This is a genomic window from Mesorhizobium sp. C120A (genome assembly GCF_030323105.1).
GTDB lineage: Bacteria > Pseudomonadota > Alphaproteobacteria > Rhizobiales > Rhizobiaceae > Mesorhizobium.
Genome location: NZ_CP100476.1, coordinates 4,740,146 through 4,758,636, shown reverse-complemented (window position 1 = coordinate 4,758,636; position 18,491 = coordinate 4,740,146). Strand labels below are relative to the sequence as shown.

At 64.5% G+C, this 18,491-nt stretch carries 17 protein-coding genes and 1 pseudogene; 10 read left to right on the top strand and 8 right to left on the bottom strand.

What is annotated here, in order from left to right; all coding sequences use genetic code 11:
* Positions 1–60: 60 nt before the first annotated feature.
* Positions 61–1,338, bottom strand: coding sequence for a D-tagatose-bisphosphate aldolase, class II, non-catalytic subunit (locus NL532_RS23205; protein WP_023828766.1), 1,278 nt, complete (start codon positions 1,336–1,338; stop codon positions 61–63).
* The gene (locus tag NL532_RS23200; protein ID WP_023735433.1) at positions 1,335–2,321 is read right to left on the bottom strand and encodes a tagatose kinase; all 987 of its coding nucleotides are present in this window, start codon (positions 2,319–2,321) and stop codon (positions 1,335–1,337) included. Before NL532_RS23200 ends, NL532_RS23205 begins: the two co-directional genes overlap by 4 nt.
* A 208-nt stretch (positions 2,322–2,529) precedes the next feature.
* On the opposite strand from NL532_RS23200, the pseudogene NL532_RS23195 reads away from it, so the two are divergent.
* Positions 2,530–3,158 (top strand): annotated as a pseudogene (locus tag NL532_RS23195) (glutathione S-transferase family protein).
* A gap of 145 nt (positions 3,159–3,303) precedes the next feature.
* Positions 3,304–3,537 carry a hypothetical protein gene (locus NL532_RS23190; RefSeq protein ID WP_031202909.1) on the top strand — a complete coding sequence of 78 codons (234 nt, stop codon included), beginning with the start codon at positions 3,304–3,306 and terminating at the stop codon, positions 3,535–3,537.
* Positions 3,538–3,602: 65 nt separating this feature from the next.
* On the opposite strand, the gene NL532_RS23185 is transcribed toward NL532_RS23190, so the two are convergent.
* From NL532_RS23185 to NL532_RS23160, 6 genes are all read right to left on the bottom strand, one after another.
* Entirely contained in the window at positions 3,603–4,100 is a 498-nt protein-coding gene (locus tag NL532_RS23185; protein ID WP_023828764.1) for a GNAT family N-acetyltransferase, read from the bottom strand.
* Positions 4,101–4,110: 10 nt separating this feature from the next.
* On the bottom strand, positions 4,111–5,127 hold the full coding sequence (locus NL532_RS23180; protein ID WP_286487482.1) for an ABC transporter permease: 1,017 nt from the start codon (positions 5,125–5,127) through the stop codon (positions 4,111–4,113).
* Positions 5,124–6,755 carry a sugar ABC transporter ATP-binding protein gene (locus NL532_RS23175; RefSeq protein ID WP_444849007.1) on the bottom strand — a complete coding sequence of 544 codons (1,632 nt, stop codon included), beginning with the start codon at positions 6,753–6,755 and terminating at the stop codon, positions 5,124–5,126. The genes NL532_RS23180 and NL532_RS23175 overlap by 4 nt, the downstream gene beginning before the upstream one ends.
* A 171-nt stretch (positions 6,756–6,926) precedes the next feature.
* Entirely contained in the window at positions 6,927–7,874 is a 948-nt protein-coding gene (locus NL532_RS23170) for a substrate-binding domain-containing protein (RefSeq protein WP_023828761.1), read from the bottom strand.
* Between the two features lie 406 nt (positions 7,875–8,280).
* Positions 8,281–9,288 (bottom strand): aldo/keto reductase, encoded by a 1,008-nt coding sequence (locus NL532_RS23165; protein WP_023828862.1) that lies wholly within the window; start codon positions 9,286–9,288, stop codon positions 8,281–8,283.
* A gap of 27 nt (positions 9,289–9,315) precedes the next feature.
* Positions 9,316–9,642, bottom strand: a complete 327-nt coding sequence (locus NL532_RS23160; RefSeq protein ID WP_155923792.1) for a hypothetical protein — start codon at positions 9,640–9,642, stop codon at positions 9,316–9,318.
* Between the two features lie 45 nt (positions 9,643–9,687).
* Between NL532_RS23160 and NL532_RS23155 the strand changes: the two genes are divergently transcribed.
* From NL532_RS23155 to NL532_RS23120, 8 genes are all read left to right on the top strand, one after another.
* Positions 9,688–9,912: a hypothetical protein gene (locus tag NL532_RS23155; RefSeq protein ID WP_023673483.1), complete on the top strand. Its 225-nt coding sequence runs from the start codon at positions 9,688–9,690 to the stop codon at positions 9,910–9,912.
* A gap of 117 nt (positions 9,913–10,029) precedes the next feature.
* Positions 10,030–12,522 (top strand): DNA ligase D, encoded by a 2,493-nt coding sequence (gene ligD, locus NL532_RS23150; RefSeq protein ID WP_023828863.1) that lies wholly within the window; start codon positions 10,030–10,032, stop codon positions 12,520–12,522.
* 449 nt (positions 12,523–12,971) lie between these two features.
* A complete protein-coding gene (gene ku / locus NL532_RS23145; RefSeq protein WP_023685883.1) occupies positions 12,972–13,877 on the top strand; it encodes a non-homologous end joining protein Ku in 906 nt (301 codons plus the stop codon).
* A complete protein-coding gene (locus NL532_RS23140) occupies positions 13,874–15,001 on the top strand; it encodes a tetratricopeptide repeat protein (protein ID WP_023699156.1) in 1,128 nt (375 codons plus the stop codon). Before ku ends, NL532_RS23140 begins: the two co-directional genes overlap by 4 nt.
* Positions 15,002–15,008: 7 nt before the next feature.
* Complete coding sequence (locus NL532_RS23135) at positions 15,009–15,371, top strand: hypothetical protein (RefSeq protein ID WP_155923794.1); 363 nt, start codon at positions 15,009–15,011, stop codon at positions 15,369–15,371.
* Positions 15,361–16,008: an alpha/beta hydrolase family protein gene (locus NL532_RS23130; protein WP_023699157.1), complete on the top strand. Its 648-nt coding sequence runs from the start codon at positions 15,361–15,363 to the stop codon at positions 16,006–16,008. Before NL532_RS23135 ends, NL532_RS23130 begins: the two co-directional genes overlap by 11 nt.
* A gap of 7 nt (positions 16,009–16,015) precedes the next feature.
* Entirely contained in the window at positions 16,016–16,786 is a 771-nt protein-coding gene (locus NL532_RS23125; protein WP_023828864.1) for an exodeoxyribonuclease III, read from the top strand.
* Between the two features lie 105 nt (positions 16,787–16,891).
* Complete coding sequence (locus NL532_RS23120; RefSeq protein ID WP_023715151.1) at positions 16,892–18,463, top strand: WD40 repeat domain-containing protein; 1,572 nt, start codon at positions 16,892–16,894, stop codon at positions 18,461–18,463.
* Positions 18,464–18,491 lie beyond the last annotated feature (28 nt).

Sequence of the window (18,491 nt, the reverse complement as noted above, 5' to 3'; positions counted from 1 at the left end):
GGTTTCATGGAAACGTCAGAGACACTGGGCTGAGGCAAAGATCAACCCGGCGCAATGCACTCAGGTCCCACGGCAGGCCGCGTCATAGTCGGCCAGCACCTGATCGACAGCTTCGAGAAGGATAGCCTCGGGATTGCCCGCCGGCCCGAGTTCGGCCGGCAGCGCCGGCAGGAATTGCCGCATCAGCGTTTCGGGAATGGCAACGTCGTCCAGCGCCTTGCGCAGGCGCTCGACGGCCGCGACAGCGGTGGGGTTGCCCCAATAATAGCGGATGCGGTCGCTGTAGCTGTAATGCCGCTGCACATAGAGCTCTGCTTCATTGCCATGATAGTGGCTGTGCCAATGGCCGGGGGCTGCCAGCATCGCGCTTTCCATGGTCCGGGCGAGCGACCGGTCGCCATAGTCCCTGGCCATTTCGGAGGCGATCAGGTCGAGCCCGTAAAGCGCCTCGCGCAAGGCGAAGGTCAGGCCGGGGCCGACCTTGAGGATAGGAAAGCCGTTTGCGACCAGCGCGGTCAAAGCCGCACGGGTCTGGTAGTCGGTCGAATGCGCCTCGTAGACGAGCGACGGCTGCTTATCGAGCAAGCCGGTCAGGCCCTTGGATTTTTCGGGCGCGTAGGCGACGACATTCTGGCTGCCGAATTCCACGCCCGGCTGCACCACCACGGCCATGACGCGGCCGAACGCCTCGGTCAGGCCTTCGCGGGCAAAGATCTCCCGGTGAACCTCGATCGTGCGCCGCGCCGCCGCCGCCTCGGTCGGCTTCAACTCGCTGATCGCATGGTCGACGCCGCCGGGGGCGGGAACTTCGGTGCCGATGATGTAGACCGGCAAGGTGCTGCCTGCGGCGTGCGCGCCCGTTTCGGCCGCCTTTGCCAGCCGCGCCGCCCGGGTGGCGATGGTCTCGTCGTCGAGCGCCGCCGGCTCGCCGGCGCAGCCCATCGATGCGTCGAGATGGATCTTGGTGAAGCCGGCCGCGATATAGGCGCCGACCATGGCCTCGGCCTTGTCCATCGCCTGCGCCGCCGGCTCTGCGCGCCACGGGTTCGGTCCCAGATGATCGCCGCCGAAGATGATGCGCGAGGCTTCCAGCCCCTCGCGGCAGGCTATCTCCAGCACGAAGGCGACGAACAGCGCCGGGGTCATTCCGGTATAGCCGCCGAACTGGTTGACCTGATTGCAGGTTGCCTCAATCAGCAGGTTTTTCTCCCTGTCGGCAACGGCGCGCCTGATCGCCGTCTGGATCACCAGCGGATGCGCGGAGCAGATCGAGGTGATGCCGTAGGGCGAGCCGTTTTTGCGCGCGCTGGCGAGGCCTGCAAGCGGGTTGGCGCTCATGTCCGTCTCGCTGTTCCCTTGATGAATTGATCGAGTCCGTCGAAGCTGGTGACGCCCTCCATCGGGCCGCGCCGGGTGACGTTGCGGGCGCCGGCGGCATTGGCATAAAGCAGCGCCTTGCCGGGCTCCATCCCCTGGCGGCGGCAGGTCAGGTAGGTGGCGCCGAAACAATCGCCGGCGCCCGTGGGGTCGACTTCCTCGACCTGAAAACCGGCGCAGTCGATCCTGGCGCCGTCGGCGCCGAACCAGGAAGAGCCGTCAGCACCGCGCTTCAGCACGATCTCGCCGACGCCCCTGGCAAACAGCGCCGCCACCGCCCGGTGCTCGTCATCGACGCCCGCCGTAGCGAGCAATTCGTCGCCGGACGGCAGCAGCAGGTCGGCATCGTCGATGAGTGCGGAAAACAGTGCGCCGTCGGAGCCGTCGATCAGCTCCTTGCGCACATTCGGGTCGAATGAGGTCGAGCCGCCGCGGGCACGAACCGCCTGCACTGCGTAGCTGACGATCTCCTTCAGCCCTGCCACCGACAGCGTCGATCCCATGATATGCAGATGGCCGGCCCTGTCCGCCAGCAGGCGCGCAGCAGTGGTCAGGTGGATCTGCCCGGCGGCGGATTCGGCGATGTTGTAGACGAAGTCCCTGATACCATCGGGCCGGTAGCGCACGAAGGCGCATCCCGTCGGGAAGCGGTCGCTGATATCGACGGCTGAGACGTCGACGCCGTCGCGCTCCAGCCTGTCCAGGTTGAGCGTGCCGAAATCGTCGCGGCCGACGCAGCCGATAATGCCGGCGCCGCCTCCCAGCCGGGCGACCTGATCGATGAAGATCGCCGGCGCACCGCTGGGGAATGGCCCGACAAGCGATTGCGGCTCGAGGAAGCCGAAACCCCGTTCCGTCGCCATGATCTCGACCAGGATTTCGCCGGCGGCAATCGTTGGCCCCACGGCCTCGGCGGCGATCTCGCTTCGGCGCGAAAGGCTCATGCTTGCGATTCCTCTCACACGCAAACTGATTGCTTGCCCGCGCAGTTATCCGACGCAAGTGTTTATCGGGTAAATCGCACATACAGCGGTCAATAAAACTCTACATGCGTATAGTTTATCTGTTTCCGCGCGTACACATTGCAGGATTCGGGTGGCTGGTATCGTGGCACCGTGCAAATCAGGCGTCGACCGCAGCGAAAGGACAGCCATGCTCACGCTTCATGATTATTTGCCGTCGCAAAACGGTTGGAAGGCGAGGGTCGTGCTCGGCCTGCTCAACATTCCCTATGAAAGCCGCCTGGTGTCGATTTTCGAGGGCGAGAGCCACACCGACGCTTCCTGAAGCTCAACCCGGCCGGCGCCGTTCCTGTGCTCGAACTCGAGGATGGCCGTGCGATCGCCGAATCGAATGCGATCCTCATTTATCTCGCCGAAGGCACGCCCTTGCTGCCGGCGGATCGCTATGTCAGCGCGAAAGTTATGCAATGGCTGTTCTTCGAACAGTACCATGTCGAGCCGGTCATCGGCTCCCTGCGCTTCTGGACGCTGGCCGGAAGGCTGGAGCGCAACCAGGCGACGCTTCCGGCCAAGCGCGAAGCCGGCGCCCGCACGCTGGCAGCGCTGGAGCGCAGCCTGAACGACACGCCGTTCCTTGTCGGCGACATGCTCACCATCGCCGACATTGCTGTCTATGCCTACGGCCACCGTGCCGAAGATTGCGGCTTTGCGCTGGCGGCTTATCCGGCGGTTCGTGCCTGGACGGGCCGGGTACGCGACGCCATCGGTCCCGGCTATCCCGTGCATCTCTACAGCATCGATCGGCATTCGGCTGCTTGAAGGCAAAAGGCGCGTTCACCTTGCTTAGTCGAAAAGAAGACCCAGATTCTGCTTTGTCGGCGGTTTTTACTCGCAATCCGTTGGCTGGATGGCCGGGTCTCGGCGTCATCTCGACGACCGGCCGGCACTTAGCATGGAGGTGACCATGACACGCGACGACATCATTTCGGTGTTGGGGCCGGTAGACGAGGCAGTCATAGCCGACATCGCGCTGACCGGCGCCACCCTTGAAGAACTGCGCGAGGCGTTCGCCTGGCTCGGTGCCGACGAGGCGCTGGTCAACGAGGGCCGCCGCTTGCCGGGAACGAAGGTGGCGCGGCTGATCGAAATTCTCGATATGCCGGACGACGAGGACGGCCGGCAAGCGGCGGCGCAGTAGGCTGTAGGCGTAGGGTATCGATCCGCGCCACCTTATTCCCTATTCCACACTGCCTGTTCCCTTCCTTACGCCCTCGACAGCAGCCGGCGCATGATCAGCGAGGCGTGGCCGCCAACGCCGTGCGCGGCCGTGTGGCGCTCGACCACTTCGAAACCGTGCTTGCGATAGAAGGCGATCGCCCGGTCGTTGCCCTCGATCACTTCCAGCGCAATGCTGGGGATGCCGGCATGCGCGACAAGCACCGCGTGCAGCAGGTCGGTGGCGAGCCCGCTGCCGAACTCTGTCTTGTCGATGTGCAGCCGGTCGAGCAGGACATCGCCACGATCGTCCATCGCCGCCATCGCGTAGCCGGCGATCGAACCGTCCGGCCGTTCGGCCACGAACGACATCTTGTTGTCGTCCCCAAGTTCCTCTGCCAGCCGCTCGGGCGCATGCTTGTCGTCCGAGAGCCGCGCGGTATTTTCAGGTCCCAGGATCGACGAATAGGTGCGCCGCCAAGACTCTCCCAGCAGCCGCGATACCGACGCTACATCGTTCTCTGCCATCGCCCTGATCTGAACCATGGCCGATCCCTTACCGCCTTACCCGCGACTTCAGCCAACGATCGAAGGCCACGGCCAGGATCAGGATCAGGCCGATGACGATGCTTTGTGTGTAGGACGAGACATTGTTGAACTGCAGCCCGTTCTGCAGCACGCCGATCAGCGCTGCGCCCACCACCGTGCCGCCGACCGAGCCGATGCCGCCGAATAGCGAGGTACCGCCGATGACCACGGCGGAAATCACCGTAAGTTCGTAGCCGATGCCGGCTACGGCTTCGGAGGAGTTGAGCCGTGCTGACAAAACGAAGGCCGCCAGCCCGGCGAAGAAGCCGACGATGACATAGACCGAGATCAGAATGCGGTCGACGCGCAGGCCCGAAAGGCGCGCGGCCTCGGCATTGCCGCCGACGGCATAGACGGCGCGGCCGTAGCGCGTATAGCGCAGCACGATGTGGCACAGGATGGCCGCCACCGCGAAGATGATCGCCGGCACCGGCACCGGTCCGATGAGCCCGGCGCCGAACCAGCGCATCGAGGCGTCGAAACCGGAGATCGGTCCACCATTGGAGATGGTCAGCGTCAGGCCGCGAAACACTGTGAGACCACCCAGCGTGACGACGAAGGGCGGCACTTTCAGCCTGGTGATGGCAAAGCCCTGGACGCCGCCGGCCAGCGCCCCGACGATGACGGCGGCAAGCAAGGCGGCGAACCAGCCATATCCTTGCGTGCCCGTGGTCGACAGCGACAGCGTGTTGGCGGTGCCGCCCTTGGCCACCACCGCCGCCACCATGCCGCAGAAGGCGAGCAGTGAGCCGACCGACAGGTCGATGCCGGCAGTGAGGATGACGAAAGTCATGCCGAGCGCGATCAGCCCGGTGATCGAGATCTGCCTCAAAATGTTGAACAGGTTGATTGGATCGATGAAGCTCGGCTTCAGCACGGTGAAGATGACGATCAACACCGCCAGGAACATCAGCGGCCCAAAACTCATCAGAAGCCGCGCGATGTTGATGCCGCTGCGCTGGGTCTGTTCGGTGGTGCTGGTCATTGCGTTGCGTCCTGCTTGCGGTCGAGCGCCATCAGTTCCATCAGTTTTTCCTCGGTCGCTTCGATGCCCGGCATTTCGCCGGTGATACGGCCGCGCCGCATCGTAACGATGCGATCCGACACTGCCAGCACCTCCGGCAGCTCCGACGAGATCATCATGATGGCGATGCCGCGCGCAGCCAACTGGACCAGGATCTGGTGCACTTCGGCCTTGGCGCCGACATCGACGCCGCGCGTCGGCTCGTCGACGATCAGTACTTTCGGGTCGCGCGCCAGCCAGCGGGCCAGGATGACTTTTTGCTGGTTGCCGCCGGACAGGCCCTCGATCGCCTGGTCGGGCGAGGCCATGCGGATCGACAGTGCCTTGCGATAGCCGGCCAGCGCCTCGCGCTCGCGCCGTTCGGCCATGAAGCCGGCCCCATTGCTGTAGCGGCCGAGCGAGGCGATCGAGAAATTGTTGAGAATGCCCAGTGCTGCAAAGATCGCCTGGTGCTTGCGGTCTTCCGGCACCAGCCCGATGCCGAGTTTGATGGCGTCGGCGGGGGAGGCCGGGGCGATCGGCTTACCGTCGAGCGCAATCGTGCCGGCGGCGATGCGGTCGGCGCCGAAAATGGCGCGGGCAAGCTCGGTGCGGCCGGAACCGACGAGGCCGGCAACGCCGAGGATTTCGCCGGCCTTCAGATCGAGGTTGACGCCTTCGAGTACGATGGCATGCGGCGCCAACGGGTCGCGTACCGTCCGCAGCCCGCGCACCGAGAGCCTGACCTCGCCGGCGACATCGCGCTGCGTCGGCCGCGCGTAGAGCTCGGAGGCGGCGCGGCCGACCATCTTCTCGATGATCTTCGGGATCTGGATCGGCTGGCCGTCGCGGTCGAGATGACCGGCCAGCCTGCCATCCCGCAGCACGGTCATGCGGTCGCAAATGGCGGACGCTTCCTCCAGCCGGTGGGTGACGAACATGATGGCGACACCGTCCTTGCGCAGCCTGTCCATGATCGACATCAGTTTCTGCACCTCGGTCTCGGTCAGCGCCGAGGTCGGCTCGTCCATGATGATCAGGCGGCTTTCCAGCGACAGAGCGCGGGCGATTTCGACCAGCTGCTGTTCGGCTACCGACAGCGAGGACACCGGCGTCGCCGGATCGATGTCGAGACCGACGCGGGCGATGATCGCGCGCGAGGCGTCCTCCATCCTGCGCCAGCTGACCAGCCCGAGCGGCCCGAGCGGCGCGCGGCCGATGAAAATGTTTTCCGCAACCGTCAGCGTCGGGATCAGGCTCAGTTCCTGATAGATGGTGACGATGCCATGCCGCTTCGCATCCTGCGGACTGGACGGCGCGTAGTCGGCGCCGTCGAAGACGATGCGGCCGCTTGACGGCGGCATCACGCCGGACAGGATTTTCAACAGCGTCGACTTGCCGGCGCCGTTCTCGCCGAGCAGGCCAAGGATCTCACTGGGCCGCACCTCGAGCGAAACGTCGATGAGCGCGGTGACGCCGGAAAAATGCTTGGTCACGCCTTCGACGGAAAGGAGCGGTGGCGATGATGCGGTGGGTTCAACGGCGGACAAGCATTGCTCCCGGATTGCGATAGGCAGCGGGACAGCGCCCCCCTCTGTCCTGCCGGACATCTCCCCCACACGGGGGGAGATCAGCAGTTTTGCCGGCAGCACTATTTCTATAACGTTGGCGATTGGCGAAAGCAGACGTGACGGCCAATCTCCCCCCAAGTGGGGGAGATGTCCGGCAGGACAGAGGGGGGCGCGACAGAGCGCGACCTCCACCCGTCATGGGCCCTACTCTCACTTCGTCTCGTTCAACCTCTCCGCCTTGTCGAGATTGTCCTTGCCGATGACGATCGGCGTCAACAGCACCAGCTTCTCCTTCGGCTCGGTCTTGTCCCTGGCGAAGGCGACCGCGATCTGCACCGCCTTGCGCGACTGTTCGCCGGGGAACTGCTCGACCGTGCCGGCGAGCTTGCCGTCGCGCACGGCGACCAGCGCTTCCGGCAGCGCGTCGAAGCCGTAGATCTTGACGTCGGTGAAATTGCGCGCGGCACAGGCTTCGAGCGCGCCGAGCGCCATGTCGTCATTGGCGCAGATGATGGCGTCCGGCTTGCCGTTGGCGGCAAGCCCGGCCTCGGTCACCGACAGCGCTTCGGCGCGGGCGAAATTAGCGGTCTGCTCGAAGATGATCTGGTACTTGTCCTTGAGCGGATCGAGCACATTGTGGACGCCTTTGTTGCGGTCGATCGCGGGCCCGGCACCCGGCTGGCCCTGCAAATGGAACAGCTTGGCGCCGTTGGGGAACGCCGCCACCATGGCCTGCGCCTCGGCCTCGCCGCCCTTGACATTGTCGGCGCCGACATGGGCCAGAATGCCCTCGACGCCGTCGACGCGGCGGTCGATCGTCACCACGGGAACCCCGGCCTTGACCGCTTCCTCGATCGCCGGCGCCAGCGCGTTGACGTCAAGCGGCGAAATCACGATGGCGTTGACCTTCTGCACAAGTGCGGCCTCGATGTCGGCGGTCTGCTTCGGCGCCGAGTTCTGGCCGTCGCTCTCGGTCAGGTTGACGCCTTGCGCCTGCGCCTCCGCCTTGATCTCGTTCAGCATGTGCACAAAGAACGGGAAGCCGAGATTGGGCACCGAACCCAATATGGTCAGTTTGTCGGCGGCAAAGGCCATGGGTGCGGCCAGCGCCATAGCGCTGGTCGCCACGGTCGACAACAGGAATTCGCGTCTGTTCATCAGATATCCTCCACATGAACGCAGGAGCCCGAAACCGGGAGCGGCTCGGGACGGTCCTTGCGTCAATTCAAAAATGGAGTGTCCTGTGAACGCCCCGAGGGGACGCGAGGCGCTCCAGCCGGTCCGCCGCAACGTTCTCCTCCGCACGGCGCCGACCCGAGGATGCTAGCCAAGGAAAATCGATTACGCAAGGTGAGGCGAGGGGCTGAAACTGCTAATCTCCCCGCTTGTGGGGGAGATGTCCGGCAGGACAGAGGGGGGCGCTGTCCCGCCGACATTGGCCAATTTCACTTACATCTTTGAGCTAACCTCTACGCAGAATACTTGATGCGGGCGATCCTTCGCGCCCCCTCTGCCTTGCCAGGCATCTCCCCCACGAGGGGGGAAATTGGCAGCTTAGACGCCTCTACCTGTCGATGGTCGTCATCACCCGCTCATTGTAGCGCGGCCCTGAGACCTTGCCCGGCGCGAGTGCCGCGTCGAGCGCAGCCATCTCGGCGGCTTCGAGCGTGATCGCTGCGGCAGCGACATTTTCCTCCAGATACTTGCGCCGCTTTGTCCCCGGGATCGGCACGATGTCGATGCCGAAGCCGTCGCCCTTGCCGAGCACCCAGGCCAGCGCGATCTGTGCGGGCTTTACCCCTTTGGCCGCGGCCACCTCTTGCACCGCAGCCGCTGCCGCGACATTGGCGTCGTAGTTGGCGCCCTGGTAGCGGGGGTCGCCGCGCCGAAAATCGCCTTCCGGATAATCCTCGGCGCGCTTGACATCGCCGGCGAGGAAACCGCGGCCGAGCGGCGCGAACGGCACCAGGCCGATGCCGAGCTTTTTGAGCAGCGGGATGATTTCCGGCTCCAGATTGCGCTCCCACAGCGAATACTCGCTCTGGAGCGCCGAGACCGGATGCACGGCATGTGCGCGGCCGATGTTGGCCGCACCAGCCTCCGACAGGCCGAAGAAGCGCACCTTGCCCTCGGCGACGAGCCGGCCGACCGTGCCGGCGACGTCTTCCATCGGCACGGCCGGATCGACGCGGTGTTGGTAGTAGAGGTCGATATGGTCGGTACCGAGCCGCTTCAGCGAGCCCTCCAGCGCCTCGCGGATATGGTCGGGCCGGCTGTCACGCTCCGTGCCGACCTGTCTGCCGTTTTCGATGCGGAAGCCGAATTTGGTGGCAAGGGTCACCTCATCGCGCCGGCCCTTCAGCGCCCGCCCGAGCAGCTCTTCATTGGCATAGGCGCCGTAGACTTCCGCCGTGTCGAGGAAGGTACAGCCGAGTTCGATGGCGCGGTGCAGGGTGGCGATCGATTCCGCCTCGTCGGCAGGGCCGTAGGACTGGCTCATGCCCATGCAGCCGAGGCCGATCACCGAGACCTGCAGCCCCTGGCTGCCGAGTTTGCGGTTGCTGAGGGTCATTGCCGTTCTCCTTGGGGCTGAGGAAAACTATAGCGGCCGCTCCTCCAGTTTCCATAGCTGTTCGGCGGAAGAACAGCGCTTCCCTTGACAAAACCCAGCCGCAAGCGCCTTTGCCGGCGGCCATTGGGGGCCATGGGGATACCAATGAAGAAGATCTACGAGAAGCCGACGCTGAACCGGCGTCAGCAGCTCTCGCGCGTCACCGCGCTCATAATTCCTTCGGACCACTAACCGAATATTGTCGTCGCCATTGCAAAGCCCACTGCCGAGGCTCAGCGGTTTTTTGCTGCCGTCGGATCGTAGCGCTGCCAGAAGCAGGCGGTCAAAATTGACAGAGCAGCCGATCTCCAGCATCCTTATGCCGCCGCCATGTCTTGCGGTCTTGTGTATGAGTGAGCCATGGCCAGTTCCGTCACCAGCCAGAATTCCAAGCGCGCCGCGGTGCGCAAGGCGCTCGACCGCCACAAGGTCTACGTCACCGCGCAAAGCTTTTCCGGCGGCGTCTACTCGGCCCGCGTGCTGGTCGACGGCGAGGCCTACTGGGTCGACGAGTTCCGGCTGAGCCAGCTCCAGCAAGGGCTGTCCCCGGCCGAGCTAGACCTGACGCCCGCCTCAGACGATTGAGCGTGATCTCCACATTCTTCGCACCGCGCTGGGAAATTTGAAATGTTGGCGGGACAGCACTGTGCAGGAACGCGGCGCCGGGAAGGTTCGTCCGCCGCCGCCGCTCCCGCCTGACCCATGCCAACCCCGCCAACACTCAAGGCCTATCGCGCCAAGCGCGAATTTACGAAGACGCCGGAACCGGCGGGCGGGCTTATTTCAGGCGACGGCAACCGCTTCGTCGTCCACAAGCATCACGCCACCGCCGACCATTACGATTTGCGCCTGCAGGTCGGCGGCGTGCTGAAAAGCTGGGCGGTGCCGCGCGGCCCCTCGCTCAACCCTGCCGACAAAAGGCTGGCGGTCGAAACCGAGGACCATCCGCTCGAATATATTGACTTCGAGGGCGTCATTCCCGAAGGCGAATATGGCGGCGGGCCGATGATCGTCTGGGACACCGGCACCTGGGCGCCGATGGACGATGTCGACAAGAGCCTGCGCACCGGCGCCTTCAAGTTCCGGCTGGCCGGCGACAAGTTGAATGGCGGCTGGATGCTGACCCGTCTGAAGCCCAAGCCCGGCGAAGACAGCGAGAAGAAAAACTGGCTGCTGTTCAAGGAGCGCGACCTCGCCGCCGATACCGGCCTCGACATCCTGGAAGCGCGGCCGGAAAGCGTGAAGTCCGGCAAGCGCATCGAGGAGCTGGTGGCGCCGCCGAAAAAGCCGGCCCGCCTGCCCCCCAAACCCGGCGCGCTGAAACCCGGTGCGTTGCCCGGTGCGGTCAGGGGCGATCCGCCGTCGCGCATCGAGCCGCAGCTCGCCACGCAGGTGCCGAAGCCACCGGGTGGGCCAGTGGAAGACACAGGTGAACTCTGGTTGCACGAAATAAAATTCGACGGCTATCGTACCATGGCGCATGTCGGAGATGGCGAGGTCAGGTTGATCACCCGCGGCGGCATCGACTGGACGAAGCGTTACGGCGACCTGCCGCAAGCCTTTTCCCGGCTACCGCTCAGCCAGGCGATCATCGACGGCGAGATCATGGTGCTGGACGAGAAGGGCATCTCGCGTTTCGCGCTGCTGCAGGATGCGCTGTCGGCGGGTGCGGGCAGCAAGCTCCATTTCTATGCCTTCGACCTGCTGCATCTCGACGGCTGGGACCTCCGCAAGGCGCCGCTCGCAAACCGCAAGGCCCTGCTCGCCGAACTGCTAGCCGGGCAGGGCGCTACCTCCGCCATCCAGCTGAGCGACCATGTCGAAGGCGACGGACAGGGGCTTTACGATCAGGCCTCGATCCTTGGACTGGAAGGCGTCGTCTCCAAGCGCGCCAACGCCATCTACCAGAGCGGCCGCACGAAGAGCTGGACCAAGGTCAAAGCGCTTGAGACCGGCGATTTCATCATCGCCGGCTACACCGTTTCCGACGCGGCCGAAGGACTGGCGGCAATCGGCATGGCTGAATTCGCGGATGGTGAACTGCACTATCGCGGCAAGGTTGGCACCGGCTTCGATGCCGCGACGGCGGGCGACTTGCTGGCCCGGCTGCAGCCGCTGCGCGACGGCGCGACAGCACCCGAGGGTGTGCCGCGCGAGATCATGCGCGAGATGAAATGGGTGCGGCCGATGCTGTCGGCCCGCATCCACTACGCCAACCGCACGGCGGACAATTCGCTGCGCCACGGTGTGTTTCGGGGCTTGCGCGATGTCGGCCTGTCGACGCCGGTGTCGCCGAAGCGCAAGCGGCTGATCGCCGAAGCCGATCTCGCAACCATCTGGGTGACCAATCCGGAGCGGCGGCTGTTCGGCAAGACCGGACCGACCAAACTCGACATCGCCGTCTATTACGCGCTGGTCGGCGATTTCATGCTGCCGCACATTATGGGCCGCCCGGTGTCGCTGGTGCGCTGCCCGACGGGCCTGCCGAAGGACTGTTTCTTCCAGCGCCACGCCTTCACCGGCATGCCGCCGTCGGTGGTCACTTTTGACGCCACCAACTTCGAAGGTGAAACCAAATCCTATCTGTCGGTCGAGGGAGCAAAAGGCTATCTGGCACTCGCGCAGTTCGGCGTCGTTGAGTTCCACACCTGGGGCACGCATCGCTTGAGCCTCGACAAGCCCGACCAGATCGTTTTCGATCTCGATCCGGGTGAGGGCATCGCCTGGCGCGAGGTGGTCGAGGCCGCCGTCCACATCAAGGGCGAATTGGAGCGGTTCGGCCTGGTGCCGTTCGCCAAGACATCCGGCGGCAGCGGCATCCACATAACCGTGCCGGTGACGCAAAAGCAGAACTGGAAGAAGCTGCACCAGGCGACCAGCGCCATCTCCACGCACCTGGCGGCCACCGCGCCCGACACTTTCACCACCACAATGGGCAAGGAAAACCGCAAGCGCCGCATCTTCATCGACTATCACCGCAACGCGCGCGGCCACACCTCCGCGGCGCCTTATTCGCTGCGCGCCCGCACCAACCTGCCGGCGTCGACGCCGGTGAGTTGGGCAGACCTTGAGACGATCGATGCGCCGCAGGATCTGAACTATTCGTCCTTGCCGGGGCTGTTGGCGACGTCGGGCGATCCGTGGGCGGACATGGAGGATTTCGGAAGAGATTTGCCGTTGTTTTCGGGGAAGTAGATCGGGAGGTGTTGGCGATCCGGCACACCCCCCCTCTGTCCTGCCGGACATCTCCCCCGCAAGGGGGGAGATCGGATGTCGCCTCTGCTTTCGCCAATCGCAAACCTTGCAAGAGGAGCGATAAGGTTGAAGCTGCCAATCTCCCCACTTGCGGGGGAGATGTCCGGCAGGACAGAGGGGGGTGCTGTCCCTCCGGCATGACTTACTTCCCCAAGTCCATCGACCATGCGGACAATTTGAATTATCCTCCGTCGGTGCCCTCCAGCTCACCTGGAAGGTTTCGTCAGGAATTTGCCGGTATGTTTGGGGCCGGTGTAGGATTTGCGCAGTGCCAATCGTCCTCGGAACGAAGCGCTGCAGTAAGCATGATCCCGAAACGTGGGAACCGGTTTTCGGTTAAGATCATGCTCAGTCTGAAATGTCAGTGCATGGCCGCGTAGGAGAGTATCATGGCGCCCAGGGCAAGTTGGAAGGGTTACCTCAAGCTCAGCCTCGTCAGTTGTCCGGTCCGGCTCTATCCGGCAACGACCACCAGCGAGCGCATATCGTTCAACCAATTGCACAAGAAGACCCACAACCGCATCAACATGAAGCCGGTCGACCCTGAACTCGGCCTCGTCGAGCGCGCGGACTTGGTCAAGGGTTACGAATACGAGGACAAGCAGTACATCATCATCGATGAGGCCGACCTCGAAGCAGTGCGCATCGAATCCAATCACACGATGAACATCGAGGCCTTCGTCGACGAAGACGAGGTTGACGTCATCTATCAAGATGCGCCGTACTATATGGCGCCGGATGGCGCCATGGCGGAAGAAACCTTCGCCGTGCTGCGCGAGGCAATGCGCAAATCCGGCAAGCTGGCCATTGCCCGCCTTGTCCTGTCCAGCCGCGAGCGCGTGGTGACGATCGGCGCGCGCGAGAACGGCATGTTCGTGTGTACGTTGAGGAACCCGAACGAAGTGCGCGGCACGGCTGAATATTTCGGCAACATCCCGGCTGGCAAGCCGGATCCCGAAATGCTGCAATTGGCCGAAGCGCTGATCAAGCAGAAGGAAACCACCTTCGATCCGAAGAATTATGAGGACCGCTACGAGATCGCGCTGATGACGATGATCCGCGAGAAACTGAAGGGCCATAAGCCGATCATTGCGGCGGCGCCCGAGCGTGGCAATGTCATCAACCTCATGGACGCGTTGAAGGCGAGCCTGTCGCAATCAGCCAAGCCGCCGGCCAAGTCGAAGAGCAAGGCCGACGACGCTGAAAAACCTGCCGCCAAGGGTAAGGCGGGTGCGGCCAAGGAAAACCCGTTGAAGGCCAATCTGCTCAAGGCCGTCGGCAAGAGCAAGGGGTGACGGCGCCGACCGGTATAATCCCGGGCGCCGTCTTCGGCGCCATCGGCGCGCTGGCGGCATTTCCGCTGCGGCTCGCGGCCCGTGAGGTGGAGCGTCAGCACGGCCAGTTGCGGCGCGGCGTCACCAGGCGCACCAGCCATGTTGTGTTCGGCCGAACGCTGATCGCCAAGGCCGGCACGGCGAAGGGCGGCGATGCCGAGATCGAGCGCCGGGTTGCAGCCGAGGGCTCCGCTGGCCGAACACTCCTTAGCGAAAATGGCTTCCTGCGCCTGCTTGGTCTGATGAAGGCGCCGGAGGCGTCTTCGCTGTCCAGGCAGTCTCTCGTCGACCAGTCCAGACTGTCCGGTGCCGACCTCGACCTGCTCAGCCTGTTCGACGCCTTCGAGCACGATTGTGAACCCTACTCGTTCCGCGATCTGATCCTTGCCCGCAAATATGCCGGGCTGGTCGCCGGCGGTGCATCCTGGGGCGCGATCGCGCGCTCCGTGCATCGCTCCGGTCCGGTCGCTTCGCTCACCGCCAAATCGCTCAATGTCGGCTCGCAGCATGGCCGGCCCGATCAGATCTATCTCGAGGATGGCCAGAGCGAACTCGACGGCCAGCTGCTGTTCGATCTCGGCAGCGCAAGCGCAGCCGGCGACGACACGCTGGAAGAATTGTTCGCCGAGGCTGAAAGCGCGGAAGAGGAGGGCCGGCACGACGATGCCGCGGCGCTCTACCAACGCTGCCTCAGCATCGATCCGAGCGACGCCATCGCCGCGTTCAACCGCGCCAATTGCTTGCGTGGCGCCGGTCGCGTGGCCGACGCGGCGCATGACTATGCAAGAGCGATCAAGCTCGATCCGGCGTTCGTCGAGGCCTGGTTCAACCTCGCCGGGCTGATGAGCGACGAAGGCAAGATCGCCTCGGCGCGCCGGCATCTGGTCAAGGCCATCGCGCTCGACAAGAGCTACGCCGATCCGGTGTTCAACCTTGCCCGGCTGGAGTTCGACGCCGGCAATCTGACCGAAGCCCGCCGCCACTGGGTGCGCTATCTCGAACTCGATGCTGACAGCGAATGGGCGCGCACTGCGCAAAAGGGGATACAGTTCGTCGATCTGCAGCTGGCGCGGACGGCGGGGTGAGGCTGCCGTGGATAATCTTGTTCAGATTTCGAGTATGGGATTAACCGCGTGCTTCATCGTTTTGGCGGTGCAGGAGGCCCGCGAGCTGCTCTTCTACTGGAGCAATGGCTGGAATTTTTTCGAAGACAGCAAAATCAATTGGGCCACATATTACAACCGCAGAACTTGGCCATTTCCCCAGCGCCCCGAGGACCGTATGTCGAACAAGCAGCGCGTTTGCTTCGGCCGGCCATTCTTCATCGTGCTCGTGGGGTTTTTTGCAGCCATTTTCACCCATGTTACCCTGCATCCGGAGCAGTGGCGTAAGGAAGTTCACGGTTCCAAAACCACCTACCACTATATCGGGGTCCCGCAGCCTGATGCCCACTAGCTTCCTCTTCGACGGCTTTGACACAGCCCCGGTCACCATCGTGTTGGCCCACGGCGCCGGCGCGTCTATGGATTCCCCCTCGATGACCGACACCGCCAAGGCGCTCGCCACCGCCGGCTTCCAGGTCGCGCGCTTCGAATTTCACTATATGGCGGCCCGCCGCTATGGCCAGCGCAAGCCGCCACCGCGCGCCGAGACGGTCGACCCGGAATACATCAAGGCCATCGCCGATCTGAGGGCGAGGGGCGTCGCTGGTCCGCTCATCATCGGCGGCAAGTCGATGGGCGGGCGCGTCGCCTCGATGGTCGCCGACGAGATGTTCGCCAAGGGCGAGATTTCGGGCCTCATCTGCCTCGGCTATCCCTTTCATCCGCCGGCCAAGCCCGAGCAACTCAGGACAAAACATCTCGCCGACCTCAAGACGCCGACGCTGATCTTCCAGGGCACCCGCGACGAGTTCGGCACGAAAGAAGAGGTCGCGACCTACGGCCTTTCCAAAGCCATCGAGGTGATCTGGCTGGAGGATGGCGACCACGACCTGAAGCCGCGCAAGAGCGTGTCGGGGTTTTCGACCGCCGATCATTTGAAGACGCTGGCCGGGACGGTGAAGGCGTGGACAGGGCGGATCGTTTCCTGATCGCCAAATGAAAATCGCCACCTTCAATATCAACAACGTCAACAGCCGGCTGCAAAACCTGCTGGCGTGGCTGGCGGCAGCCAAGCCCGATGTCGTCTGCCTGCAGGAGCTGAAGGCGCGCGACCTGCAGTTTCCGCGCACGGCGCTTGCGGCGGCCGGCTATGGCGCGGTGTGGAAGGGCGAACCGACCTGGAATGGCGTCGCGATACTCGCGCGCGGGTCCGAGCCGGTGCTGACCTGTGACGTCCTGCCCGGCGATACCGCCGACAAGCAGAGCCGCTACATCGAGGCGGCCGTGAACGGCATCGTCATCGCCTGTGTCTACGCGCCCAACGGCAACCCGCAGCCGGGGCCGAAATTCCAGTACAAGCTGGCGTGGCACGCGCGGCTGGAGGCGCATGCCGCAGAACTGTTCGACACCGGCCTGCCGGTGGCGCTGGTCGGCGACTACAACATCGTGCCCGAGCCGCGCGACATCTACGCCACCCGCTCCTATGACGACAACGCGCTGGTGCAGCCGGAAAGCCGGGCGTCGTTCCAGCGTCTGCTCGAGCAGGGCTGGACCGATGCGCTGCGCAAGAAGCATCCGAAGGAAACGCTCTACACATTCTGGGACTACCGCCGCAACCGCTGGCCGCGCGATGCCGGGCTGCGGCTCGACCACATCTTGCTGTCGAAGAAACTGGCGCGCCGCCTCACTGCTGCCGGCATCGACCGCGATGTCAGAGGTGAGGACGGCGCCAGCGACCACGCGCCGGTATGGGTCGAATTGAAGTGAATTTGGCTGCGTGATCGCGCCCACTTTCGTGGGCGCAGTTTTGCGCTATTTGTTTCGCTGCGGCGGCCGCATGATGAGCAAGGTGCGGCACCGGAGGGGAGTCCGATGGACAGGTTGGCCGAAAGGCTGTTTGCGCTTCCGCTGCTGGCGGCCGCTTTGGCTTGTCTGGTGCGGGCGTATCTGCTGCTCGGCGACAGAGATTTCAGCTGGAGCGGGATCGACCACATGCTGCACGGCCCAGCCACGCTGCGACCGGTGGTGTTCCTGACCGTCGGCGGGCTTTGCCTGCTTGGCGCCCTGTTGTTCTGGGCCGGACTGCTGCCGGGTCGGCGAAGCCAGCCTGCTGGAACGCCGCTTTTTGGCCGCGACGCCGAGATGGAATCCAAGGGTCGCCCGGGCTGGCGGCGCGCCTTCCTCATGTTGCCGGTGCTCGCCGTGTTGGCGCTGCTGGCCGACCACTTCCCTTGGGCGCGTGACGCCGGCCCGGGCGCTGAGGTCGTCGCCCCGAGGGAGCCCAAAGCCGAGCCGAAGGGCCAGGATATCGCCGGCGTCCCACCGGACCTGGCGACGCCGGCGGTTCCACCGAGTTCGCCGCCGCTCGCCACGCCTCCCGAGCCAACCCCGCCTGAGCAGGCTGCCAAACCGCCGGAACCGGCGCAGCCTACGCCTCCGGCTGCTCCCCCTCGGCCGCCACAAGTCGCAGTCGCTCCGGCGACACCGCCACCGCAAACCGTCGCGCCGTTGCCGCCGCCTCCGCCGGCGCTGCCGACCGAGCCCGACGGCCATCGCGACGCCGTCGTCTGGCTCGCCGTCTCGGCCGATGGCCGCGACATCATGAGCGCCAGCACCGACCATATGATCAAGCTCTGGGACATCGCCGGCAAGCGGCTGATCCGCAACCTTGGTGAACACAAGGACATGGCGCGCACGGCGCTGTTCATGCCCGACGGCGCAACCGCGCTGACCGCCGGCGACGATGGCGAGATCGTGCTGCGAAAGCTTGCCGACGGCGCGGTGCTGCATGTCTTCTCGTCGGGCGCGAATGGCGGCGTGCGCAAGCTGGCGATCAGCCCGGACGGCAAGCGCGCCGTCAGTGGCCACGACACCGGCAACGTCATCGTCTGGGATCTCGTCAACAAATCGGTGCTGCATGTGATGACCGGACATGACTGGCCGATCAGCACGGTCGCAATCTCGCCCGACGGCACGCGCGCGCTCAGCGGCTCCATCGACGGCACGCTTAAATTCTGGGACGTCGAAAGCGGCAAGCAATTGCGAAGCTGGCACGGCCACGAGCAGGGCACTTACGGCGCTGTCTTCACCGCCGACGGCCATCATGTCGTCACCGGCAGCGGCGACTACACGATCAAGCTCTGGGACCTCGACACGTTTAGGGAATTGCGCCGCTTCGAGGGTCACGAAGGCACCGTCTATACGCTGGCGCTGTCGGCCGACGGCAAGCGCTTGGCCTCCGGCTCGCTCGACGGCACGGCGCGGCTGTGGGATGTCGGCACCGGCGGCCAGACCGCCATGTTCGACAGCCGCACCGGCCCGATCTACGCCGTTGCCTTCGCCACCGACGGCACGCTGCTCACCGGCGGCGACGATCGCACCATCAGGGATTGGCCGGCGGCTGGCGGCGATGGCGAAATCCTGTTCGCCGGCGCACCGCAGTAGCGACATCAAATGCTTTGGATATTCCAGA